Origin of the sequence: Treponema parvum, assembly GCF_017893965.1 — a bacterium.
In the GTDB taxonomy this organism is placed as follows: domain Bacteria; phylum Spirochaetota; class Spirochaetia; order Treponematales; family Treponemataceae; genus Treponema_D; species Treponema_D parvum.
Genome location: NZ_CP054142.1, coordinates 900,668 through 925,214, shown reverse-complemented (window position 1 = coordinate 925,214; position 24,547 = coordinate 900,668). Strand labels below are relative to the sequence as shown.

Genomic DNA, 24,547 nt, shown 5'->3' with positions numbered 1-24,547 from the left:
ACCTAAAAGCGGTAATGACAAGATATTTAATAAAAAAACAAAGCCGGCGAATAAATGGAACGCAGTAATGTCTTTTCGACAAATATTTCACATATCATTAATTGTTTTAGAATGAATAAAACCGCAAATTTTTCAGCCTGAACGCTTAGCGGCCGGACAAAGATTTTTTCCAGCGGGCGATATTTTGAAGAGCGGACAGAGGCGTCATTTCGTCCGTATCGCAGGAAAGGATTTCATCCAATATCATCTCTTCGTCGCTGAAAAGACCGGGCGAAATAGACTTGATTTTTTCTTCTTTTTTTTCAAGTACCGGTATTTCATGAGACGAAGTTAGCAACGGGCGGGAAGACGCCACAGACTGGATGTGAGCGAGTATCTCGTTAGCCCTGTCTATCACATCTTGGGGAACACCGGCAAGGCGGGCGACGTGGATTCCGTAAGAATTTTCGGAAGCGCCTTGTTTTATTTTTCTCATAAACACGACGGATCCGCTTTGCTCGGAAACTTCCATACATAAAAGGCTCAGCGCCGGATGCTCCATGCGCGTAAGTTCATGATAATGGGTTGCAAAAAGAGTTTTGCATTTAAGAACATCAAGCAGATATTCCGCGACGGCCCACGCAATGGAAAGCCCATCTTCAGTGGACGTTCCTCGGCCTACTTCATCCATAATCACAAAGGACTTTAAAGTTGTGGATCTCAATATGTGGGCGGTCTCGGTCATTTCAACGAGAAACGTAGATTCTCCGCGTGCAAGATTGTCGCTGGCGCCTACGCGGCAAAATATGCGGTCGACAACGCCCATATGCGCTTTTTGTGCCGGAACAAACGAACCGATTTGAGCCAAAAGCGCAATGAGTGCGTTTTGACGCAGATATGTGCTCTTTCCCGCCATGTTGGGCCCTGTTATAAGTGCAAAAGAAGTTTCTTTTTCCGTCTGCGCTTCGGTAAAAAGAGCCAAATCGTTGGGAACGAATTCGCCCGTAGGCAGATGCCGCTCTACTACAGGATGCCGCCCGCCCTGCACAAAAAAGGCTACGCTGTCGTCAATTTCAGGCCTAACCCAGTTCTGCAATATCGCCGCGTGAGCCAGCGATGAAGTAACGTCGGTATATGCGATTTCATGCGATGTTTTTAAAAGATACGGAACAAAGTTTTTTAATTTATTTCGGATTTCGATAAACAGGTCGCGTTCAAGCTCGTTTATCCTTGTTTCCGCCTGCGTAAGTTCTTTTTCAAGCTCTTGAAGTCTTGTCGTCGTATAACGATCGGCATTTAAAAGTGAGCGCCTCATTATAAAATGCTCTGGAACGGCGCCCAATTTTCCTCTGGTAACTTCAAGACAATATCCGATACTGTTGTTGTATTTTATTTTAAGAGTGGAAATTCCCGTCTGTTTTTTTTCTTCCTCAAGATATTTTTCAAGTATTTCGTTAAAATTTCCGTTTATACGGCGCCATCGGTCAAGTTCTTCAGACCACCCGTCTTTTATTATTCCGCCTTCGGTTAAAGACGTCGCAGGATCGTCGGCTATGGCATTTTGCACCATATCTATGATCTCCTGCGCCTGTTCGGAAGGGATTTGCGCGAAGTCCTGCTGCAACAAGGATTCCCGCACTAAAAGCCACGATGCAAGGCTCGCCTTCAGCGCCTGCAGATCCTTTGCGTGCGCTCTGTCCATCGCTATTCGCCCGGCAAGGCGCTCTATGTCCAGAACCGAAGAAAGATTTTCTCTTATCTTAGCGAGCAAACCCCTGTTTTTTACAAAAAAATCAATGTGCGTTTGACGGGCGGATATTTTTTTGCAGTCGGTAAGAGGCGACAAAAGCCAAGCTCTCATCATTCTGCCGCCCATAGCGGTTACGGTATAATTTACACATTCCAAAAGCGTATACCGGCTGCTCCCGTCGCGCAAATTCGATACTATTTCAAGATTGCGCCTCGAAGAATCGTCTATAATTACATAATCGCTGTCGTGATAAATTCTTATGGAACTTATGTGAGGTATGCTCGTGTTGGTAGTCTTTTCAAGGTAATCGAGCAAAAAACCCGCAGGCGGAATTTCAGGCGAATTTTCATTCAATGCGAAAGGCTGCAGGTTTGCGGTTTTAAATTGCGAAACAAGCTTTTTATATGAAAGCTCAAAAGAAAAATGCCAGTCCGGATAGTAGGTTACGGATATTCCGGGCATAGCAGCAATGGGCGCTTGAATTTCCTGGTTGTTTTTCAGCGACAGCGGAAGAAGAATTTCTCTGGGATTGCAGCGTCCCAATTCCTTGGAAAAATTGTCGGCCGTAACGGAAGAAGGCCAAGAAGTTGCGCAAAAATCCGACGTTGTAACGTCTATGTAGGCGAATCCCACTTTGCCGCGGCTGACGGACAGAGCAGCGAGGTAATTATTGGTGTATCCGTTAAGGTATTCGGATTCTACGGCGGTGCCGGGAGTAATTATCTCCACAACCTTGCGTTCGGTAAGTCCTTTTCCGTGAGAAATTTCACCCACCTGCTCGCATATCACAATTTTTTTTCCGAGCCGCAAAAGCCTTGCTATGTAGATCTTTGCGGCGTGATAAGGAACGCCGCACATAGGAGTGCCTTGCCGGTGCGTAAGCGTGAGATTTAAAAGTCGCGAAATTTCCACCGCGTCTTCAAAAAACATCTCGTAAAAATCGCCCAGCCTGAAAAAGAGAACGTCTTCTTTGTGTTTTTCTTTTATCGAAACATACTGTGCCATTAACGGCGTCATTTGAGAATCCGTTGCCATTTTTCGCCTGCCGCCCGATAAAAAACTAAAGTCCCAGTTCTCTTATCACCTGATCGGTAATGTCTACCGAAGGGCTGTACCAAAGGATGGCGTTAGCCTGCTGAAGACTTAAGATCATGCTGTAGCCTTCCGATTCTGCAATGTGCGAAAGCGTCGCATACAGTTTTTGGTAAAAAGAATCGGATCTTTGAAGGGAATTTTTTATGGTTTCAAGTTCTATATTCTTGGCGTTCGTGTACTCGTTTAAAAAATCGGTTTTTTTTACGATTTCGCTTTCAATGCGGAGCGCCGCCGACTGATTGTCGTTTTTTTCATATTCCAGCTTTTGCGCCTGAAGATTCTGCAGCTCCAGAGTTCTTTTATTGATCTCTTCCTGAAACTGAGCCTTTTTGGATTCGTAATTTCGCACTGCCGTAGAATTTCTAAAATACGATTGATATACGCGAGACGTATCTACGACGCCGAAACGGGTTATCTGCTGCTGGGCAAAGGCATGCGGAAGGATAAAAAACAAACATATAAAAAAATAGCGAATTGTCTTATTCATACGGTAACTCCCAATACCAAATCCGATTAAAAACACGGCCGCCGCGGACAGGCGGCCGTAACTATCACTTATTTATGATGTTAAACGACAAAACGAACCGCCAGATGTCGTCCCAATAAAAACCTCTTTCATCGTTATGCCTGAATTTGCTTGCAAACAACAGACGCAGCGGAAATTGCTGAATTGAAAAGCGAAGTCCCGGCCCGGTGCTGAAATAAAAATCGTTTATGTTAAGATCGTTAAACAGCTCGTAGGGACTGTCTTTTACGACGGCCGCATCGAGAAAGCCGTCGATAGCCAAAACTCCGCGAACTACGGGCATGCGCAATTCAAGGTAGCTTGTCCACAAAGCGCGTCCCCGAAGGGAATTATAAATATTCGTCCATCCGCGCCCCGTAAACATACCGTCTATGTAAAGCTGGCTCGTGCGGCTTACAAAAGAATTATACGCGGGCACCTGCATTGTGAGTCCGGAATATCCCGCCAAAACCATTTTCCAGCTCCATGTTTCGGTAACCGGCAAATTCCACAGAGTAAAATAAAATTCGCCTTTAGTAGCGCTCTGTAAGTAAAATTCCGTTTCAAACGGAGTCAATCCGTACCATGAAAATCTTTGGCTAAAAAACCATCCCTTGGAAGGATCCCAGTTTATGTCGCGGTCATCCAATGAAAAAGCCGCCCAGACTGCGTTTTTCAGTCCCCATTCGTTGGCGTAATTGCTTATCGCGCTGTCAAGCGGTCTGTATAAGTCTTCGTCATAGACATTGTTTATCAATCGGTTGGTAAGTCCTCCCGACAAAGCTATGATAGCCCAGTCAGGCGTCCACCTGCGGCCAAACCCAGTGTTCAAAGAGATATTCCATTGCTCATAGCTTAAATAGTAATCGTTGGTGTTTACCGTTCCGTCGGCCATGACGACGCTTCTGAGCGCATTGAGATTCGCGTGTGAAAACGTCAGCGCTTCGGAAAATGAAATCGGTTTTCCGAAAAGCCAGTTTTCGTCAAAACCTACAGTAACGGACTGCTCGTCGGTAGCGAGCGTAGTGCTGGCGGAAATAGACTTACCGGTTCCGCGTATATTGGAATCCTGCCATTTTAAAAACAGAGCGAACGGAAGATCGTCGGGATCGGTGACGCCTGAAAACGTAAGGCCGAATTCTATGCTTGTGGTGGACTGCTCTTCCACAGAGACGACCAAATTGACAAGATTTTCTTCGGATCCGGGAGTAACGTCGGGCACTACTCCCGAAAAATACTGAAGATTATACAGGTTGCGCAATCCCGTCGTAACCTTGGCCTTTGAAAAGACGTCCCCCGACTCTATGGGAATTTCGCGCAGGATTATTTCTTCTTTAGTTTTAGTATTTCCACGCACGATGATGTTTTCAACATGGCTCCTCGCATTTTCTTCGATATTCAGCATTACCGAAACTACGCGGGAATCCGCATCTTGTGTGATTGCCGGGTCAAATTTATTCGACGTATAGCCGTTTTCGTAATACAGATCGGCAACGGCCATAACGCTTTCTTGAAATTTCGTCTGATTGAAAATATCGCCTTTTTTAAGTTTTACAAGACTTTCAATCTGTTCTAAGGGAAAAATAGTATTGCCGGCAAACGACATTCCGCCGAACGTGTACTGAGCGCCTTCCTGAATTACAAAGGTCAATGTGAGTTCATCGCATTTTTTTTCTTCGTTTTTAGTTGTTTCGCGTATTACGTCGATTACGCTTGCGTTTATGTAGCCCGAATCTTTGTAATATTTAACTATCTCCTGCTTGTCGGTTTCAAGCTGAGATTCTTCAAAAGCGCCCTTTCTGAACAAGCCTTTTTTTTTCATTTTAAGACGGCTAGTAAGCGTTTTTGACGAAATTATCCTGTTGCCGGAAAATTTTATATCAGTAACTACGGTGTTGTACCCTTCTTCGATATAAAAAGTTACGACAATTCCGCCGTCGGTTTCCGTCGTCTTGGAAGTCACTTTTATATCGAGGTAACCTTTTTCCAAATACTTATTGCGTATGGCGCGTTCGTCCACAAGAACCTTGCTCAAGACGAAAATATCGTCGGTTTTAAGAGCGATAGCATCCCGCAATTCTCCGTTCCGGATCTTATTGTTGCCTGAAAAAACTATACGCGAAACCACAGGCTTTTCTTCTACGGTAAAAACAAGCCTTACGCCGTCTTCTTTTTTTGGATCGCGATGCGCGGTAGGAGAAATATCGTCGAAAAAATCGACAGCATATAATCTGTCCAACAGGTTTCCGAAAAGTTCGTCGTTAAAAGGTTTATTTATAAAACTTGAAATGATTCCGTCAAGTTCTACCTTTCTTACATTTTTAAGTCCTTCAAAAGTGATCGAAGTTATGTTTTTACCCAAATACCAATTGTCGGGATCCGGCTGTTCGCCTGAATTTTCCTGCGCCCAAACGCTTAAACACGAACACAAAACGGCGGCAAAAAATATATAGAGCAGCGGACGGCGCATCGAACGCATAAAAATCCCCTTTTTAGAAATTAAATTTCCATGACAATGAAACTGATGTAGTAGGGATCCATCGATTTTCTTTGATCGCGTCTATATCCGGTGCGATTCCCCACCGTATGTTCACGAAAGGACTTGACATTTCCAAACCGAATTCCGGCTGGAACACAAGACCTCCGACCGTATTATTGTCGTCTATGCGGTCTTCGTCGTAAGTCCAGTGAAGCAAAGCGTCCGCATACAATTCACGGCCGAAGTACTTACCCATATAAACAGTCGAATTATCAAAAAAGTTACCGGCCGTTATCCTTCCGTTGTCAATATTAAGGTTCAGTCCCTGCTTCATCGCATTTTGAAGGATCATTGTCCGTATCGAAAATATATCAAAATTAAGCAAATCACGCAATGCGCTCTCTATTTTACGCATTACGGTAACCTGTAACGCGTAATCGCCGGTTGCCACTAAGAGGCTCGCCGCGTCGCTCGAATCGGCCGTAATTATTTGCCCCAACAATTCCATAATTTCTTTTTCGGACTTGGCGGGCGTCGCGGAAAATCTGGGCGAAAACATGCTTAAAAGCTGATTGTTCGCGGAAAGCGTAATCGTAACCTGGTTTCCGTCGTCGTCGCGTTCGCGGGTTTCGGCGCGTATGGTTATCACAGGATCCATAAACAGTTCCTGCCTGTCGGTAAAAACTATGCGTCCTTCACGCATGTAAAAATTGCGGTTAAGGTAAATGAGTTCTCCTCCGCGAAAACTTATGTCGCTGTCAAGGGCTATCCTGTTTTCGGAACTGTCGAAAGTAAAATGCAGCGGAGTGCCGGGGGCTGCTACGCCGCGGACAAGGGGATCTATGAGAACTTGAACGCTTTGCCCCATCATGATGTCAAGAGAAACGGTGAGCGTATAATTAAGCATTAATTCCTGAGAAAAAGCTATGTTTCCTCCAGTGGCGATCGACTGAGCTGCGGAGGCAAGGGCTTTTGCGGCAATGTTGACGCTCGTCTCCTTTGCATATATGGAACCAGTAACGTCCGTCTGTGTCTTTGAAACTGAAATATGCAGATCGGGACTTCCCTTTCCCGTTATGCGTATGTCTCCCAAATTCAAATCCGCAGGAACGAATACGTCGGGCGCCGTTCTTACGTCGATCGAAAGGCCGTCAAAATTCCAACGGTCGAAGCTCAAATCAAGGCTCGTAGTGACGGTGTTTCCGCGTATCTTAAACAGCGTATCGGGCATTGTCATTTCGCTGTTCTCTATCGTAAGGAACATTTTTTCACCGTAAAGGTGCTCAGGTATTATGATCGGAAGATTTATTTCGGGATCGGTGATGGTGAGACTGCCGCTGAAAGCGGGATCCGACGCAAGTCCTTCCATCCGGCAATATCCCTCGACTATTCCGTTGTGAACCGCAATAAAAGGATAAGTTAAAAGCGGCGCGAAGTCCTTTAAATCCGCATAAATTTTATCTATCGCGATGGACATTCCGTCCGAATGCACGTAGCCGCTTATCGAAGACCTGACGGGGAATCCTTCTCCCGTTTCAAAATTGATGCTGCCGTCGTCCAAAATATTACCTGAAATCCTAATGTCGCCTGAAGAATAAACGTCGTATCTTCCGGGTGTTCTCATAACGGAAAGTCCCACTGCGAACGGCGACGTAAAAATCGAACCTTCGACTTTTTCGGCTGAAACGGTGAGTATGTAAGACTTAGGTACGGCGAAAACGGCATTGCTTCGCTCAGCGGAAGTTCTGCCCGTGCCGGCCGAGGAAACGCCGCTTAGAGAATCGGAAATCGCAAAACCTGAGCTTTCTCTTGTTTGAGAAATATTATCGATTTTCATTTCAAGGGCGGCCGTTACGGATTTTTCAACGATTTTCGCTTCAAAATCGGTATCTATCGACCCCGAGCCGCTTTCAAGCGAATACTGCATGTTTATATTGTCAAAACGCAGCATAATCCAGTTTATGTCGGCGTCGGACAATGTAAAATTTTTGTCTTCCAGCACCGCTTTTCCGTTAAAAAGCACGGGAGAACCCAGCAAAGAAACGGATGACGTGCCTATGTCAAGCTGTACGTAGGGATTTTCCAACGTGCCGCTGCCTGAAAGCAAAAAAGAAACCGTGTCCGTTTGCCCTTGATTTTCGAACAGTCTGTAGGCGGGAAAATTCTTTACGTTAAACTGTGCCGAAAAAAAACAATCTTTTTTTAACGCTTCAAAAGAAAAACTTCGTCTCAGCGGGTTTGTAATATCGGCGGAAAAATTCCAATTTTCACCGGTCAAAACCGAATCGCCGTCAAGCTTTAAAGTCAATGAATCAAGAATTCCGTTATTCACATTCCACAAGACGCTCCCGTTTCCGCTTAGAATCGAAGAAGCGTCCGAAATCGCAAACGATTCCATTATAAACCCGTATCTTGAAATATTTCCGTTCATGTTAAGCCTGGGAGAAGATTTAAGGCGCCCCGATGGTTCCTGCGTTTCAAAACGCGATATTACGGCCGAAAATCCTTCCGCGTCGGAAACGGAAAAACTTGAATCGCACGAAGAAGTAAACACGTATCTTTTTGTGGAAAAAGGCAAATTTTCAAAATGCAAGGTTCCGCTCAAATACGGTTCAAAAATATTCGAAGGAGTTTTGTTCAATGATATTATGGACTGAAAGCCGTAATCGCCCGTAATATCTATCCAAGAAGAAGAAGCGGTTCCGTTCACGCGATAGGGAATACCGTTATACATCATGTCGCTTGAAAAAAACGCTTCGTCAGCCGAACCTGAAAATTCCGCCAGCGCGGTCATATTAAAAGTCCGCTCGCCGTACAAAACGTCGAACCTTGAAATTTGAAGCGAATCGTTGTTGCCGTTTAATGAAAAGATCAGCAATTGCCGGTCTTTTTGAGTGTTTGCAATGATCGAATACGGAACGTTAAAAGAAAATGTTTCAAAATCGTACGAAAGATAGGTTTCTCCGCTGAATATGTAAGGAGCCGCGGCACCAGCGTAGTTTTTAAGCCTTTCGGATTTCTGAGAGGGAAGGACAAACGCGACCGCGTTTACAATGCTGTCCATGTATAAGTTTTGGGCCGTGAGGCTCGTCTGCACATAACGGTTTCCGGGCAGATAACTTCCGTCAAAACGCAAAATTCCCGGCTCTTCCGCTTCGGTGTGAGAATAATCCGAAGCTTCAAAATTAAAGTCAAGCGAATCGTCTTCCCGCGGGATAATGGAAAGCTGCAAGGCCGTAAAGGCTTTTTCACCCAAGAATAACTGAGGCGCAAAGACCATAAATCCCCTAGGCAAAGGATCGAAATAAAGCTCGGAAGAAATTATTCCGCCGTTTGAAAGCTGAATTTTTCGTATCTGTGCGGAACCGGACAAATTCGAATTTTTGACGGAATACTCGCCTGAGTAGGAAACGTCGTAATCGCGTCCTGTTAAATCCAAAAAAGGAATCGAAACGCCGTCGTTATCGCCTGAAACGGAATAGGAGGCCGTCAGTCCGCCTGATATGAATTGATGCGGAAAATTTAACTTTCCGCTGGAAACGTATGAGATTTTTTTTGTGTCGATGAGATAGGAACCGCTTAAGTCAAGGTCGGCAGACAAGCCGAGCAGTTTTCGCAATTCCTTAGCCTTACCTGAAAAATACACAAGTTGAAACGGCATAAGATTTTTACATGAGAATGAAAATGTAACTTCCTTTTTTTCCATATCGGCCGCGGCTTCCGCGGTAAACGGAAAGGCGTTCCTTAACGTCTTTATATAAATCTTTTCATCGCCCGCATATTCGCATAATAAATTAACGGAATTTATTCTGAAATCCTTGTTGGAAATGTCCGACAGATATAAATTTGCCGTAATATTTTTTAAATCCGCAGGAAAAACCGCGTGCGTCGCAAAACCGAATGAAAGACTTTGTCCGCCGGATATTCTTGTGTCGGCAAAACCTTCGGCATCAAGCGCCAAAGGCGTACCGCCTTTAGAACCGGCAAATTGAAGTTTTTTTAAACGACACAGAAGATCGACGCGTTCGTCCGCGTAATGAAGCGAAATGTTTCTTACGCGAACGGAAGCCGGCAAAAAAGCCGTAAATTTTTCATAGGGCAGGTTTAAAATTTCGGATATGACTTCGGATGCGGTTTTCTGCGTGTCGGCGGGATTTGTTGCATCGGCGGTTTTCTGCGTGTCGGCGGGATTTGATACATCGCCGGAATTTAACGACGCGCCGTAAGACTCGCGCACGCCGGAATCATAGGCGCCGCCCGAAAAAAGCGCACGGAATTTTTCAATTATCTTCGCATCCGTAATCGCATTATATTCAAGCGTCAGTCCGTTTATCACAAGGCCGGTAAGGGCTTTTTCATATTTCCCGCTAAGCAGTTTTCTTATATCATAAGATAGAACAATTTTTTTTACCGATAAGAGTTTATTTTTATTGTCAGGATCCGAAACTACTATACCTTTTATCCTTATTGCTGATAAAATGGAAGGAGAAAGAGACGCATACGAAAATTTAAGAGCGGTAGTTTTTTCCAATTCTGCAAAGGTTTTTACAACATAGCTGCGGCTCCATTCCGACAGCCTTACAAAGGCGGGACGGATCACCGCGAAGGCCGCAAATATGAGAAAAATAAAAATCGTACCGCCCGTGCCGGTTTTTAAAACATGCCCTTTCATAAACTATACGGATTTTCTTATTTTATTATATTGTCGAAAAAAAAACAGGTATATTTTATGGTATTAAAAAATTTTATAGCGTTTGAGGGCATCGACGGCTCGGGAACATCCACGCAGCTTAAAATTTTATCGGAAAGACCGGAGCATGAAAAATTCTTTATAACTGCGGAACCCACGTCGTCGCCGACAGGTGTTTTTTTGCGCCGCATACTCAAGGGCGAATTGACGGTGGAACCGCGCACCGCCGCGTTTCTTTTTGCCGCAGACAGAAACGAACACATAAACGGCGCTAAAGGGATTCAAGAACAGATCGCCCAAGGCAAAATTGCAATAAGCGACAGATATACGTTTTCAAGCCTTGCCTATCAGTCCGTAAGCTGCGGCTGGGACCTGCCCTATAAATTAAATGAAGATTTTCCGCTTCCGCAAATACTTTTCTTTTTTGAAATTTCGCCGGGCGTCGCATTAAAACGCATAAAAAATCGGGATTTTATCGAAATATACGAAAAAAGCGAATATCTTGAAGAGACGGCGAAAGCATACGAAAAAGTGGTGTCTTTCTACGAAAAAAACGGCGAATGCGGTAAAAACGGACGGATGAAAATCATCCGTTTGAACGCCGAAGACGCGGTTGAAAAAACGGCCGAAATAATCTGGAGTTACATGGCAGAGCTTCCGATATTTAAAGAGTGAAATTCCATACTTTTTTTTTAAATAAAACATTGCCGCGTTTTTGTAAAATTGCAGCGCTCGCGGCGTTTTTTTACATTTTAAACGCCGTGCAACTTTCAGCCTACATGGTCAAATACAAAGAAGACTTTTACAGGCTTTACCACATACACTACCGCCAGGATCCCGACGACTGTATAGAAAACATCTACTGGCTTGAAAAAGCGGTTCAGGCGGACTTTGCAAACCCGCAATACGCCGACGCAAAGATCACAAACAAAAAAGAATGGGAAAAATACCGTTATCTTTACATGATGCATTTAAACCTTAAACTCATAGAACAGCATTTAAGGCTTGGAAGAATTTACGACAAAAAGGTCGCATATTTTTACGACGCGCCGTGGAAAGAAGAATATCTCAACGATTTGGACAAGGCGAAATCCTGTTATACCGCCGGAAAATATTATTGGCGGGAAGCAAAACTTTGGGCGGAAAAGGCTAACGGCGCAAGTTTTAACTTTATGTTCATCACCGATCTTCAAAACTGGGAAGACGAAAGGGAGCGCATAGGGACGGGAGAACTTGACTATTCGAAAATTTTGGAAAGAGAATTGACTCGTGTCCAAAACGTAATAGACGACTTTATTGCAATAGACGATAAAACATATTAAACTTTCACACATGCTGTCAGAATTTACAATAAAATATCCTGCGATAAATTCCGGAACCGATAAAACGACAATCAAATTTTATGAAGGACAAGCGGATCTTTTAGAGCTTTTTAAAAAGCAACACAGCGAAGAAAAAACAGGCGAATCCTGCGGCGCAAGCCTTGCCGAACGCCGGCATATCTTTGTAACGGACAAGACCGTTTCCTCTCTAAAAAGCGTCATCCCATTTATAAACTCATTTACAAACGGCACATCCGGGGGCGATGTTCTTTTAGTTTTGGAAGCCGGGGAAAAATACAAAACGATGGAAAGCGTGCTTAAGATAATAAAGACGGCGCTTGATCACCGGTTAGCAAGACACGACGTTTTTGTGGGAATAGGCGGCGGCGTCATAACCGATGTAACGGCCTTAGCCGCATCCCTTTTTAAACGCGGAGCGGTCGTAGAATTCGTTCCGACGACGCTTTTGGCAATGGTCGACGCCGCCGTCGGCGGAAAGACAGGCTGCGACTTTGAAAACTATAAAAACATGATCGGCACCTTTTATCCTGCAAAAACTCTTTACGTTTTTCCGCATTTTTTACAAACCTTGAGCGAAAACGAATTCCGATCGGGCTTTGCCGAGGCTCTAAAGACGGCGCTTTTATATTCGCCTTCAATGTACGAACTCATAAAAAAAAGCGGGAACGACATTCTCAGCCGGAAAGAGGACGTGCTTTTTACGATCATCACCGAATGCGTAAAAGCAAAGGCCGCGGTCGCAGAGAGCGATTTTACGGAAAAAAACATCCGCATGCAGCTGAATTTCGGGCATACGTTCGGACACGCGCTTGAAACCGTCGCAGGCTTGGGAAAAGTGACGCACGGCGACGCCGTGGCGTGGGGAATAGGCAGAGCCGCGTGTTTGAGCTCAAACTTGAAACTCTGCACTTCAGCGTATAAAGACGAAATCCTCGAATTATTAAGTTCGTTCGGCTGGGAAACTTCAGCCGTGCACAGTTCCGTTAAAAATTTACCGGATCCCGCACAAAAACTGATCGGCGCAATGAAAAACGACAAAAAAAACGATTCAAGCAACGTGCGCCTCATACTGCAAAGGGGCATAGCGGATACGGTGATTACGGAAGTTAAAGACGGCGACATTCTGAAAGTTCTGTCGTCCGGAAAGTGATGGAAAAAGATACGTCAATACGGGTATTATAAAATATGAACAGATCGGAAATATTGCATTATTTTGATTGGGCCGCCACTTCGCCTGCCGACGAAGACATCGTTAAAAACGCTCTGGAAGAATCCGTTCGCATTTGGGGCAACCCTTCGAGCGTCCATCCGGCAGGAACGCGCGCGGCTTTTTTTTTAAATGCCGCAAGGGAAAAAGCCGCGGCCGCTTTGGGAGTAGAGCCTTCTTCCCTGTATTTTACTTCAGGGGGGACCGAAAGCAATCACATACCCATGCTTTCCATGCTGACTCGTCCGGCGCCGGCAACGATTTTGATAAGCTCTCTGGAACATCCCGCCGTTCGCGAACAAGCTTTTGCGCTTAAAAACCTCGGTTGGAAGATCATAACAATACCTGCGGATTTAAACGGGCTAATCACACCCGAAGCGGTTGAAAGCTGTCTGACCGACGATACGGTTTTAGTTTGTGTGATGGCGGTAAACAACGAAACGGGAGCCGTACAGCCGGTTATTGAAATCGCCCAAAAACTTTCCGAATTTTACAAAGGAAAACGCCGGCCCAAATTCCACGTCGACTGCGTGCAAGCCGCAGGTAAGATCAAGATGCCGCTTTTAGGCGGAGGCATAGACAGCGCAGCCTTCAGCGCGCATAAAATTTGCGGCCCCAGAGGAATCGGAATATTGTATTCGGCAAATGAATTTACGCCTTTTTTGCGCGGAGGCGGACAAGAAAAAAACATCCGTCCCGGAACGGAAAACCTCTTCGGAGCAAAGGCCGTCGCGGACTGCTTTGAACGCTACTGTATTTCAGATAAAAATCCGAAGATGCAGGAACGGCTCGAACTTCAAATAAAGTGGACAGGGGCATTGATTCAAAATTTTTCGACGCTGAAAAACTGCATAATACTGCCGCACTCCAGGCAAGAAACGCAAAACGAAAAGAATTTTTCTCCGTGGATATTACAGGCGGCATTTAAAGGGATTCCCGGGCAAGTGATGGTGAGAGCGCTAGGTGCAAAGGGCTTTTACATTTCTACGGGCAGCGCTTGCTCGGCAAAAAAGCGCTCGCGTCCCGTATTGGAAGCGATGCACGTGAGCGCGGAAGAAAGAGAATCTGCCGTCCGTTTCAGTTTCGGCTTTTCCACTACGGAAAAAGCGATGCGGGAGCTTTTTGAAGAAGTAAAAAACATATGCAGGGAATTCACCGTGTTTTAAAAAATTCCTTTAAAGCGGAAAAAGCTTATAAAGCAAAAAAGCGTAAGCCCTGAAAAAAACGTAGTCCAAACAAGGATCTGACCTGCAAGTTCCCCGTCGTTATTCATCTGATTAGCCATTATGGCGCTAGCAACTGCGATCGGACAGCCGAAAAGCGCAAGCAGCGCTGCGTATTCCGGTCCTTTAAAATCCGGAAAGATAAGATGAGCCGCCCAAAGCCCCGCTACGGGAACCGCGACGAGGCGTACAAAAACTGCAAACGCGATCTTTGAAAAAAGCCTTTTTACAGCCGAAATTTGAAATTGGCCGCCCAAAATCACAAGCGAAAAAGGAGAAGCCGCCTTTGCAAGCTCTTCTATGATCCTATATACAAAACGGATTTCGCCGTTTTTAAGCGTCCACCCGTTCACATACGGTCTTAACACTAACATGAGACCGCCGAAAAAAATTCCGTCTATGAGCGGATTTTTTAATATTTTATAAAGAATCGATCTTACGGAAATTCTTTTCTGTTCCTCTTTTAAAAATACGGTAAGCAAAAACACGGAAGAAATATTGAAAAGCGGTATGGAACACGCAAGGATCACCGCTCCCATTGCCCCGCCTTCGTCGCCGAAAATAGAGCGAGCGAGAGGAATTCCGATGATCGCAAAATTGGAACGAAAAAAGGTCTGCGCCATGACGCCTTTTTGTTTGGGGTCTTGCACAAAGAACACGCAAAACAAAGTCCCAATTGCTATAAGGGCAAGTATGGAAACCGACGCAAAAAGCATCACTTTATAATAAGCGGAATCCATTTTTTGAATGTTATAAATATTTACGAACATTAAGCACGGAAGGCATACTGTAAATACGAATTTATTGCCCGCTTTTATAAAATCATCGTTAAAAAAATTGCTTTGCCGCAGCGCATACCCTAAAGCTGTAAGACACACGAGCGGCAAAACCGCATTCATCGAAAAAACAAATGATTCCATTGTTGAAAGTCAAACCTTGAATTTATTTATTTCCACGATAAGATTTTCAATACTTTCTTTGTTTTTCTTAGTGACCATGTGAACGTCCTGGACGGCGTCGTTTATTTGTACGGTGCCTATGGCCATTTCATCCATGCTGTCGGTTATCATGCGGGTAAGATCGTTAAGACGATGCATTTCCTTGGATATTTCTTCTCCTCCGGTAACGATCTCCGAAGAACCGTCTCTTACCGTCATCGTAACTTCGCTTATTTCTTTCATAGCCTGCAAAACGTCGGCGCTGGCATTCTGCTGCTCTTTCATCGCCTGCACGACGGACTGTTCCTGTTCCGCAACCTTTTCGGCCAAATCGTACACCGCGGTAAAGGCTTTTTCCGCGCCCTGCCCGGAAACGGTTAGCTGGTCGACTATTTCGGCGGTTTCATTCAAAACCGTTTCTATGTGTTTTCCCTGCCTGTTGGATTCTTCGGCAAGCTTTCGAATTTCATCGGCGACGACGGCAAAGCCTTTCCCCGATTCGCCCGCGTGAGCGGCTTCGATAGCGGCGTTCATAGCAAGCAAATTCGTCTGACTTGCAATACGCTGTATTACTTCACTGGCTTCGGCAAGCAAAGCGGACTGCTCCACAACCTTTGAAACTATGCCGTTAGCTTTCATAGCGCCCTCTTTTCCTTCGAGGGAATGCTTATACAAATTCTGGATCGTTACGTTATTCTCTTCAAAGACCTTTCCTATGGAATTTATGTTGGCAATCATCTGCTCTACTGCAGCGGAAGAAGTTTCAACGCATTTTACCTGCGCGGTTACGCTCGAATCAACATTCTTTATTATGCGGATTATGGACTCTATCGTAGAAGAAGTTTCAGTTACGCTTGCAGCCTGTGTCTGAACCTGCTGTTTGACGCCTTCGATATTCGACGTGATCTCATTTATCGCGCTTGCGCTCTGAGACATATTGGATGCCAGGCTTTCGCCTACTTCCTGCATGGTTTGGGATTCGGTCATAAGCGTGCTGATCATATGGGATACGTTGTCCATAGTCCTGTTAAAATACTGCAAAAGCAAACTGACTTCGTCTTTTCCTTTAGCTGCGATTCTTCCGGTAATGTCGCCGGAAGCGATCTTGGAAAACAAATTCTGCAATCTGCCGAAAAAAACAAGCAATCTGCCTGAAAACAAAAATATAAGCATAAAAAACACTATGCACATTCCCGCTCCGATAAAGATCACATTGCGCACAAAATTATACACCGGCGCCAATATCTCTTCGAGTTCTACAAATGCGATGAGTTTCCAACCTAAGCCATCCATCGAAACGATCTGCGTCTGCCATTTTTTTCCGTCGAATGACACTTCCGTCACTCCGGACTGAATGTCGTTAAGCTCTTCGAAGGCCGGGATTCCGTTTTCGGAAAGTTTTTTAAAATTCAATTCCTTGTGTTTGGGATCGGTTAAAACAGTGCCGTCGTTTTGCACAAGCATCACATAACCGCCGTTACCCACTTTTATGTTTTCTATAAAAGAAGTGAGATTTCCAAGCCCCACTTCAATGCTCATGCAACCTATAAAATTTCCGGTTTGTGAAAAAACTTTTTGAGAAAAACACACTACGGCTTCTCCGATCGTAGATGCATAGGCGGGAGTCATTATCGTTTTTCCGTCGGCTGCGGAAGCTTGAAGGTACCATCCGCGTTTTCTGGGATCATAGCCGGCTTTCATAACACCGTCGAAGGAAGTCGCATAACCGCCCCATTCGGTTCCTATATACACTTCGGCAAATTCGCTCCATTGATCCTGCACATGCTTAAACAGATTCACCAGAGCCTGTTCCGTTTTGCTCTTTTTCGTGTCTTTAACCGCAATATCGGATTTTGCAACGGAATAATTGTTTAAAGTGTCGTCGACGGACATTACCAAGCCGTCTTTCGCAAGCATTTGAACCATACGCATATTATTTCGCGTAAACGAATGCACATCCTGTTCGATTATCGAAAGCTCCTGATCCATAAATTGCATGTATTGCTTCATAGTCATATCGCGTATTGAATACCCGACTATGAGGCAGGCGCATAAAACAAGAACGCTAACGATGAGCATAACGGCAACGACCAATTTTGTGCGTATTGACGAAAAAAAGCCCGTTTTGTTTTTTATGATTGCAGGATTCGAGTCAGACATAGATACCTCTTTTACGTATTTTATTTAGCCAAAATTTCGAGCTTCCCTAATTTTAGGGCGCAGTCGTACACGGATGTGCGACTTACAAGTAATGTCACGGTAATCTCGGCGCTCAGGTTAATATTTATCCGCTTCGGTTTATACTTTAAAATAATCTCATATAAACTATAAAATGTCAATTTTGTAAAAGTCCTTTGCGGCGACCGCACCCAAGCCCCCTCCCTCTCAAAAAAAACAGTTTCGGCCGAAAGCGGCGGTCATGTGGCGCGCGCCGGCGCAACTCAGCTCTCGACGTTGCGTTAAAGTAACTTACACCGCAAATCTACATTAAAATCTTTGTCCGTATTCCGAAATTAAACCTGTTTTCTCCGGCTTTTTTTCTGATTGCATATTCGCCTAAAAATCTCATGCGGATCGGAACCTGAGTAAAACTTCCCGAATTAAAGGCAAAATAAAGATCCATAGCGAGCCCCGCACGGTCATAGTAATCCATGTCACCTTCAAAACAATTTTGCAGAAGTTCTGCGGCGCGTTTTATATCCCAAGAACCGTAATCGAGATACTTATATTTTCCGTTATAAGATCCGACAAATGAAAAACGCTTCATGTAAAAGGGCATGAGCATTGAAAAACCGCGTTGAACTTCGTACGAGAATAAGACCAGATCCGCCGAAAGGGAAGCGAAGGTTCCCGCAGAAGGAAGAAACGATACTGATGCGGAATGGGGAATATTCAGCGTCGCTCCGCCGCCGTCGGACCTTAAATTCAAAAACGGCAATATGTAAGGCAGCTTATATCCTATTTTAAAGCCCAAATTTGCATAATATGAATTAAAGTCAAGATTGGCGCAGTCATAATATTCGTTTTTTAAGGCGGGCCCTGCAAAAAATCCGCCCGATGAATAATAAGACCTGCCGGTTTTACGTACGGTAGAAAACATTATTTCAGAAAGATTATTTACTGAAAGCCAGTCAAACGAATTGTTTTTGCCGCTGTCGGCGTCAAAAGAATGTCCCTTCATTGCGGAAGCGGCATCGTAAAAAACCACATCGAATAGCGCGCCTGCCTGTATTGAAGACGTCAAAGTCAGCTTTCCCGCCGTTTGAAAAAGTTCCGTATCGTCAAAGATTACAGAAGACGTAAACTCGTATTTAAAAGCATCGGTATAAGTCCCGCCTGAAACCGTCACTCCGATGCCGCCCAAGCTTTCGGCAACGTCGTATCCGCCGGTAAAACTTAATAGGGTTCCCATCCACGGATCCGACGTGATCCATAAAAGACCGAGCGGAGCGCCTGTCGTTTCATTAAGCGCGGCGTCATAAAAGGACAAGCCGCTTACGGGAAGAAAAAGTCCGTCGGCAAAGTATTTAAGTGGAAAATAAGGCTTCGATCCCTGAATGCCGAAACGCTCAATTTCAGCCGCCTCAGCGGCTTTTTCAGGCGTAAAATTCTTAGAATCCTTTGCAGATGTCCGCTGCGCCGGCAGTATCGAAGGCTTTTCCTCTTCGGCTGAAAAGCGTTCAAATTCCATATCATCGCCGGAAAAAAAACGGATCTTTTTTGAATCAAAAAATCGTGCGATATAAAGCGAATCGGGGAATTGAACGCCCTGAGAAAGGGGTTTCGCCGCAGGATAATACACTCCGCCTGAAACGTCGCGTTTTTGCAAATACCAAAAGGCGTTTCTTTTTTTTGTCGTCGTGTTTTCCTTATCAAGATCGAGCGCAAAATAGCCAAGCCGCGGCAAAGAATTTTCTACCGTATATGAAAACGTAAGCAAAACTCCTGTCTGTCCTGCAAGAAATCCGTCCGGCACTATTCCCGAAAGAAATTTTATGTTCACGCCGTCGAGTTCCTTAGGCAACACATATGTACGGATGTTTTTTGAATTTATTTCGCAAAGAACGATCTTGTTTTTCATTCCGTCCTTTACTATCCACGAAAGCATTCCGTTGCCGCCGTCCGTCAAACTGAACGGCATAAGCGTATTGTCCGCCCGATCCGATAAAACGTCCTCTGTCCCTTGGCTCCTTTGAGGCGTCCGCCCGGACGTCGTGTGCGGCGCTTGCGCCTTTCGGTTAAAGTCTATGTGCATAAACACGTCGCTCAAAATATCCGCCTTAACGGAAGATTCCTTTATTTTATAAAGCCGTATCTGAGCTCTTTGAGATTTTATGCAAACGGCCGAAAGATATTTCGCTCCATCCGCACCGCATACGACGGCGGCGTCACGAAGACCGGGCTGCCGTGCGAATTTTAGTTTTTTTGTCTTTACGTCGTAAATGCCGGAGTAATTTCTGCCGTCCCTAGGATTCGTGCGGCTCACGGCAAGGTATCTTCCGTCGGAAGAAAATTTTATGCGGGAAATTCCCGGCAGGGTAAAAAGTTTTTCAGGTTCACCTTCTTCGTTAAAATACTTGATCCAAACGGAATCGGTTGCGGAATCTATCCATGCGATTCTTCTGCCTACGGAAAGAACGCTGCTCGTAAGAGACGTAAAAAGCTGCGATTCGGAGGCTCTGTCTCCGTAAAGCGTAAAACCGCCCCCTCCCCCTGAAGCGTCCGGGCCGGAAACGCTCCCCGCCGGCTCCCTGTCCGTGACTGTAAGATCAGCGGGAATTTCAATAGATTCGTACCAATCGCGCCAAACCTGATCCAACGGAGCGCCGAAAACTTTTTTGAACATTCCTTCATAAAATTTCAGATCGAAGGAGTTTACAAGCCTTCTCCAAAACTCGGCGTATTTTTTGTCGCCGAAGGTCTGCCTCACATAGGTGTAAAACATTCCGCCGAAAATATACGGCATTTCACCTACGGGAAAAACATCCCTGGCTCCGGTGATTTCACGCCAAGTCGGAAATTTATTGTCGATCTTTGCCTGACGCACGACGTGAGTGCTGAAAAAAGAATTTACCCGCCCTTCGGCTCTTTCATTTTTTGCCGTTCGGCCTTCAGTACCTTCGGCCTTTACGCCCCGCTTCTTGTCCACGCCTCCGGCGGAAAGTTTTTCAGCCGCTTCCCCGTCGCCGTCAGAAATGTTTCCGGCCGCGAGGCTATTATCCGTAAGGCTTTCCATTAAAACGGCCGCACCTTCCGAAACCGACGGAGGAACGTTTACAAAAGCGGGATTTAAGGCATCGCCGAAGATTTTACCTAGGATCTTAAATACTTTGTTTTTCATATTGAACGTAACAGCATGAACAAGTTCGTGATACAAAACGCTGAGAACCGTGTTTGAAAATACCGAAAATTCTTCATTAGGCAAAGTATCGTACAAAACGATCCTGTTATACGGATAAGGAGTGTAATAAGCGTTCAAATCGTCGACGGAATTTGTTATTGTGACGGGGAAGCGCCTCATCCACGGAGTTTCATAAAATTCAGCGCATATGGATTCATAGATTGCATCTATGTTTGAAGCGACTAACGAAGCTGTTTTTTCCGATCCTGAAGCGTAGATTATTTCAAAATACTTAGTCGCAATCGTGCGCTTATTGCGTTGTCCGCTCATCACGCCGCCGGCAAAGATACGCGAAATAAGACAAAAAACAATTACAACGCAGAATATTTTTTTACACATTTGTCACATTTACAGTCCGAATTCTCAAAAAATGCCGCATTTATCATGCTACACTATGCTATGCGATCAGTAAGCCCCGCGACTGCAGAACCGTACGTTATGTCATTCTCTTTGGAAACAAGCTCGTAAGAAAGACCGCGCTGATAAAATAAAAACTCTTCAAGGTAGGCGGCGCATCTTGAAGACACCTTATGGGTTTTATGAAAAGTCGTTCCGTTGCACATAATGCAAACGGGACGCGACGGATCCTTACCTTCGCCGCTTTGTATAACCGCAGCGCAGAGCAGAGCCGCCGCATATCTTGCCGAGCGCTCTACAACGGAATCCAAAAGCTCGTATAAAATCTCAAGGTCTTGATCACAGGAGAGCGCGCATAGAGCGCCTATCTTATGATTTTTAGAATGAGGCGAATGCAAAAAAGAGTCCACTTCAATAAGTGAAAGATCTTTGAAAGCCGAAATTTCTTTACACACGGGAGGCGAAAAAAGGTTTTCTTCGGCGGCGGATCTTATAACTTCAAGGGCAAGCGAGCCGAGATATGCTCCCGAACACTGTTTTTCAAGCAAAAACGAGCCCGGCCGTATGGTCTTTTTGTCAAGCGCCTTATCAAAATCGGACAAATAAATTTTTGCAAACCCTCCGGATTCGCACACGACGATCTGTTTTATGAATTTTTTGCCGCCGTCCAAAGCCGTTTCAGGCTGTATATACGCGCTGTTCATACCGGTTCCCAAAATAAAACCCACGTATGAAGAATACGATTTTCCCTTATCGGCTAGAGCGGCTCCGCCCAAAAGAGCGGCTACGGTATCGTTAAGAAGTGTGATTTTTTTAGGCCTCTCCCAGCCTCTTTTTACAAGAGCCGCGCACAGTTCTTTTCCTACGGCGGAACCGACGACTTCAGGCGCATTTATTTCTTTTGAAAAGTTCAAAAGAATTCCGTCGCCGTCAGGCGTTATCTCTATCGGATAAGAAAAGCAAAAACCTATCTTATCCGCCTTGTTTTTAACGTGATCGAGGTTTTCAGCCATTCTGTCAAAAAATTCCGCCCTGCCGAGCATTTGGCCGACGCCCGGCATGGTCGTTTTTTCAAATTCGCAAACGGAAGGATTTCCTTCATTGTCAAAGGTTACAAGACCAGAGCGAAAATTCGTTCCTCCGGCGTCTATGACTATCGTACTCTCGTTTTTTATATGTTTTTCAGGCGGAACGCACCATGTCTTAAGCATGGCCAAATCTGAAGGCAGGCCTTTAATACCGTTATCCATATCGTATAAAAGCGATGAAACAACCGCATTTATATCAATACGGCGCACGAAATTATGTTTTAAAAGGAAGGCACAAACATCGTGTCTCATTTCAGATAACCGTCCTCGACAATATAATTATTTTAGGGAACCTCTAAAAACCGCAGTTTTTAGAGGTAGTTTTTATTATCAGTAAATATTGCAAAAAATTCAATAGAGTGTTACAGTCCGTTTCATGCCATTCGATCTGCAAAGCCTTAAGCATGAACTAAATCCGGAACAATACAGAGCGGTAACTACTACGGAAGGTCCCATCCTTATTATAGCCGGAGCCGGTTCGGGTAAAACCCGTGTGATAACTTATAGAATCGCCCACATGCTGAACATCGGCATTCCGCAGAGCCAGATCCTTGCGCTCACATTTACGAACAAGGCCGCAAAAGAGATGGAAACTCGTATAAAGGAACTTACAGGCAAAAAACTGCAAAATCTTACGGTTTCCACCTTTCACGCTTTCGGCGTCCGCATATTAAGGAAACATATAGAAAAGCTGGGCTGGCGGGAAAATTTTTCAATCTATGACGAAACGGATCGGTCTTCGCTGATAAAAGAAACCGGGCGAGAACTTCATTTTACTCAGGACTCGCTTGACGTTTACAAGATAGGCGGCCTTTTTTCAAACATAAAGACCGGCAGAAAAAACTGGGAAAGCGCGAACGACATGTATAAAAGCCTTTATGAATCCTATCAGGAAGGTCTTAAGCTGTTTAATGCGGTGGACTTCGACGACCTTATAGTGCTGCCCATAAAACTGTTCCGCTCACATCCTGAAGTCCTTGAAGAATACAAAAACACGTACAAGTACATAATGGTAGACGAATTTCAGGATACAAGTCACCAGCAATACGAGATGATGCGTCTTTTGGCAGACAAAAACGTAGCCGTAGTAGGAGACGACGATCAGTCCATATACAGCTGGAGAGGCGCCGATTACCGAAACATAATCCAATTTGAAAAAGATTTTCCGAACGTTACTGAAATCAGGCTCGAACAAAACTACCGGTCGACAACGACAATATTGGCGGCGGCTAACGGCGTAATATCGCACAACACAAACAGAAAAGACAAAAAACTCTGGAGCGAAAAGCGGGGCGGAAAACCCATAGAAATATTCATGCCCGAAAACGAAACGGCGGAAGCTGATTTTATTGCGGAGATGATACAGGGAGTTGCCGCGGAAGAACGAATAAAATACGACAATTTCGGCGTTCTGATAAGGGCGAACACACAAAGCCGCCCCATCGAAGAAGCGTTTTTGGAAGCCAACATTCCCTACACTATGAGCGGAGGAACAAGCTTTTTTCAGCGGAAAGAAATCAAAGACATTATAAGCTACTTGCGGGTGATAGCGAACCGCAACGACGACGTAAATCTTTTACGCATAATAAACGTACCCAGACGCGGCATAGGACGGACTACGATAGAAACCCTGAACAACTGTGCAAAAGCTATGGAATGTTCCATTTGGACTGCGATGGAAACAATACTGAAAACAGAAAATGCGCCCGTAAGCGAAAACGTAAAAAACGATCTGAGATCCTTTGTCTCAATAATCGAAAACAATTCTTCAATGATAAGCGGTAAAAATCTTGCAAAAAAAACAAAGGCGCTTGTAGACCAAATAAATTACCGAGATCACCTTATAACCGAATATTCGAAAAACGAAAAGGCTGTCCGATTTAAACTCTTAAACATTGAAAGTTTTATCGACTCTATGGAGATATGGGAAAACGACGCCGACAACTATGACGGCAATCTGTATACATATCTTAACAGGATCACGCTTTTAAGCCGCGACGATTTGGAAGATGAAGATCAGGGCAAAGTAAATCTTATGACCATCCATGCCTCAAAGGGGCTTGAATTTCCGGTGGTGTTTATCGCCGGAGCCGAAGAAGGTCTTATTCCGCATGCGCGCTCGGTCGAAGAAAACGGCGGCAGCGTAGAAGAAGAAAGGCGCCTTTTTTACGTGGCGATAACGAGAGCCAGAAACAAACTTTTTATTTCCGCATGCCGAAAGCGCCGCCGCCAACAAAGCGGCGTCGAGTGCGAACCTTCCTGTTTTTTGGATGAAATTCCGCAAAACCTTATCGAATATCATCAGCCGCCTAAAGCTCCGGACGACAAAACCGCGCTGGAATTTTTAAAACAGATGAAAAAGAATCTAAGGAAGTCCTGATTAAAGCGAGGAGCGCATTTAATCAGCGCTTCCCTAAACGCATGAACGGACGAGACGGGGGAAACACAGCCGCTCCTGATCGAAAAATGCACCGGTGCAAAAAACGCCGCCT

Annotated in this window: 13 protein-coding genes; 5 read left to right on the top strand and 8 right to left on the bottom strand. The window is 44.9% G+C overall.

Translation table 11 applies throughout. The features are described from left to right. Positions 1-145: 145 nt before the first annotated feature. The 4 genes from mutS to HRQ91_RS04085 form a co-directional block, all read right to left on the bottom strand. Positions 146-2,764 carry a DNA mismatch repair protein MutS gene (gene mutS / locus HRQ91_RS04100; RefSeq protein WP_210120388.1) on the bottom strand — a complete coding sequence of 873 codons (2,619 nt, stop codon included), beginning with the start codon at positions 2,762-2,764 and terminating at the stop codon, positions 146-148. A 25-nt stretch (positions 2,765-2,789) separates the two neighbouring features. Continuing rightward, a complete protein-coding gene (locus tag HRQ91_RS04095) occupies positions 2,790-3,311 on the bottom strand; it encodes an OmpH/Skp family outer membrane protein (RefSeq protein WP_210116809.1) in 522 nt (173 codons plus the stop codon). Positions 3,312-3,375: 64 nt separating this feature from the next. Beyond that, a complete protein-coding gene (bamA, locus tag HRQ91_RS04090) occupies positions 3,376-5,808 on the bottom strand; it encodes an outer membrane protein assembly factor BamA (RefSeq protein ID WP_246473277.1) in 2,433 nt (810 codons plus the stop codon). Positions 5,809-5,821: 13 nt separating this feature from the next. After that, on the bottom strand, positions 5,822-10,480 hold the full coding sequence (locus tag HRQ91_RS04085; protein ID WP_210120387.1) for a translocation/assembly module TamB domain-containing protein: 4,659 nt from the start codon (positions 10,478-10,480) through the stop codon (positions 5,822-5,824). A 57-nt stretch (positions 10,481-10,537) separates the two neighbouring features. On the opposite strand from HRQ91_RS04085, the gene tmk reads away from it, so the two are divergent. The 4 genes from tmk to HRQ91_RS04065 all read left to right on the top strand — a co-directional run bounded on the left by tmk (position 10,538) and on the right by HRQ91_RS04065 (position 14,214). After that, positions 10,538-11,173, top strand: coding sequence for a dTMP kinase (tmk, locus tag HRQ91_RS04080; RefSeq protein WP_210120386.1), 636 nt, complete (start codon positions 10,538-10,540; stop codon positions 11,171-11,173). A gap of 104 nt (positions 11,174-11,277) precedes the next feature. After that, complete coding sequence (locus HRQ91_RS04075) at positions 11,278-11,820, top strand: hypothetical protein (protein WP_246473303.1); 543 nt, start codon at positions 11,278-11,280, stop codon at positions 11,818-11,820. Positions 11,821-11,830: 10 nt separating this feature from the next. Further along, positions 11,831-12,991, top strand: coding sequence for a 3-dehydroquinate synthase (locus tag HRQ91_RS04070; protein WP_210120385.1), 1,161 nt, complete (start codon positions 11,831-11,833; stop codon positions 12,989-12,991). A 35-nt stretch (positions 12,992-13,026) separates the two neighbouring features. After that, positions 13,027-14,214 carry a cysteine desulfurase family protein gene (locus HRQ91_RS04065; protein ID WP_210120384.1) on the top strand — a complete coding sequence of 396 codons (1,188 nt, stop codon included), beginning with the start codon at positions 13,027-13,029 and terminating at the stop codon, positions 14,212-14,214. Here the strand turns inward: HRQ91_RS04065 and HRQ91_RS04060 are convergent. The 4 genes from HRQ91_RS04060 to HRQ91_RS04045 form a co-directional block, all read right to left on the bottom strand. Further along, a complete protein-coding gene (locus tag HRQ91_RS04060) occupies positions 14,211-15,191 on the bottom strand; it encodes an AEC family transporter (RefSeq protein ID WP_210120383.1) in 981 nt (326 codons plus the stop codon). The genes HRQ91_RS04065 and HRQ91_RS04060 overlap by 4 nt on opposite strands. A gap of 9 nt (positions 15,192-15,200) precedes the next feature. Continuing rightward, positions 15,201-17,369, bottom strand: a complete 2,169-nt coding sequence (locus tag HRQ91_RS04055) for a methyl-accepting chemotaxis protein (RefSeq protein ID WP_246473276.1) — start codon at positions 17,367-17,369, stop codon at positions 15,201-15,203. Between the two features lie 322 nt (positions 17,370-17,691). Next, positions 17,692-20,880, bottom strand: a complete 3,189-nt coding sequence (locus tag HRQ91_RS04050) for a hypothetical protein (RefSeq protein WP_210120382.1) — start codon at positions 20,878-20,880, stop codon at positions 17,692-17,694. A 122-nt stretch (positions 20,881-21,002) separates the two neighbouring features. Beyond that, a complete protein-coding gene (locus HRQ91_RS04045; RefSeq protein WP_210120381.1) occupies positions 21,003-22,307 on the bottom strand; it encodes a hexokinase family protein in 1,305 nt (434 codons plus the stop codon). A gap of 124 nt (positions 22,308-22,431) precedes the next feature. Between HRQ91_RS04045 and HRQ91_RS04040 the strand changes: the two genes are divergently transcribed. After that, the gene (locus HRQ91_RS04040; protein ID WP_210120380.1) at positions 22,432-24,435 is read left to right on the top strand and encodes an ATP-dependent helicase; all 2,004 of its coding nucleotides are present in this window, start codon (positions 22,432-22,434) and stop codon (positions 24,433-24,435) included. Positions 24,436-24,547 lie beyond the last annotated feature (112 nt).

Coding starts and splice junctions, on each gene's coding strand:
- mutS (WP_210120388.1), bottom strand. CDS start 2,764: ATGGCAACGGATTCTCAAATGACGCCGTTAATGGCACAGTATGTTTCG.
- HRQ91_RS04095 (WP_210116809.1), bottom strand. CDS start 3,311: ATGAATAAGACAATTCGCTATTTTTTTATATGTTTGTTTTTTATCCTT.
- bamA (WP_246473277.1), bottom strand. CDS start 5,808: ATGCGTTCGATGCGCCGTCCGCTGCTCTATATATTTTTTGCCGCCGTT.
- HRQ91_RS04085 (WP_210120387.1), bottom strand. CDS start 10,480: ATGAAAGGGCATGTTTTAAAAACCGGCACGGGCGGTACGATTTTTATT.
- tmk (WP_210120386.1), top strand. CDS start 10,538: ATGGTATTAAAAAATTTTATAGCGTTTGAGGGCATCGACGGCTCGGGA.
- HRQ91_RS04075 (WP_246473303.1), top strand. CDS start 11,278: ATGGTCAAATACAAAGAAGACTTTTACAGGCTTTACCACATACACTAC.
- HRQ91_RS04070 (WP_210120385.1), top strand. CDS start 11,831: ATGCTGTCAGAATTTACAATAAAATATCCTGCGATAAATTCCGGAACC.
- HRQ91_RS04065 (WP_210120384.1), top strand. CDS start 13,027: ATGAACAGATCGGAAATATTGCATTATTTTGATTGGGCCGCCACTTCG.
- HRQ91_RS04060 (WP_210120383.1), bottom strand. CDS start 15,191: ATGGAATCATTTGTTTTTTCGATGAATGCGGTTTTGCCGCTCGTGTGT.
- HRQ91_RS04055 (WP_246473276.1), bottom strand. CDS start 17,369: ATGTCTGACTCGAATCCTGCAATCATAAAAAACAAAACGGGCTTTTTT.
- HRQ91_RS04050 (WP_210120382.1), bottom strand. CDS start 20,880: ATGAGCGGACAACGCAATAAGCGCACGATTGCGACTAAGTATTTTGAA.
- HRQ91_RS04045 (WP_210120381.1), bottom strand. CDS start 22,307: ATGAGACACGATGTTTGTGCCTTCCTTTTAAAACATAATTTCGTGCGC.
- HRQ91_RS04040 (WP_210120380.1), top strand. CDS start 22,432: ATGCCATTCGATCTGCAAAGCCTTAAGCATGAACTAAATCCGGAACAA.